Genomic DNA, 633 nt, shown 5'->3' with positions numbered 1-633 from the left:
CAGATGCTTACTTACGCAATTGGCTTACTTGAGCACTATTCAACTATTCAATTGTCATTAAATTTCTCAGTTAAAACCATTTTCGATATGAGTGTTATCGATCGTTTATGTCATCTACCCCCTTATATCCGTTCCCGTTTATGTGTTGAAGTGACTGAGCTTGTTTTTTATCGTGCAGATGAGAAGTTTCGAAAAATAGTAGAACGACTACAACACCACCAGATCATAGTTGCCTTAGATGATTTTGGTTCAGGTTATTCATCGTATTCAATTTTATCTGAAGGTTGTTTTGATACGATCAAGCTTGATGGTTCGCTCGTTGAAAATATTAACGGTTCTGATTTTAAGAAAAAAATGGTGCACTCATTAGTTGAGTTGGCAGAAATGAGCCAAACTAAAGTGGTTGCGGAACGTGTTGAAACAATTGAAGAATTAAGAATGTTAGAAGCGTTAGGCATTGACTTCATTCAAGGCTTTTATATTCATAAGCCAACTTTAGCCATTGAGATTTTTGATAATATGGCTAAAGAGGCGCGGGAATCAGAAAAAGCTGAGCGCAATCTAATTTGTGGTTTAACAAGTTAACTCATGTGTGGTCATTAGAATGTGAATAAAAGGAGTATCGATACTCCT

Annotated in this window: 1 protein-coding gene; it reads left to right on the top strand. The window is 36.0% G+C overall.

All coding sequences use genetic code 11. The features are described from left to right. Nucleotides 1-585: EAL domain-containing protein (locus tag AB4653_RS12440; RefSeq protein ID WP_372104289.1), on the top strand; the 585-nt coding region annotated here is incomplete at its 5' end. Nucleotides 586-633: the final 48 nt, after the last annotated feature.

The organism is Vibrio sp. 10N.222.48.A3 (assembly GCF_041475345.1).
GTDB lineage: Bacteria > Pseudomonadota > Gammaproteobacteria > Enterobacterales > Vibrionaceae > Vibrio > Vibrio tasmaniensis_A.
Note: the sequence above shows the minus strand (reverse complement) of the source record. Positions and strands in the feature narration are given on the sequence as shown.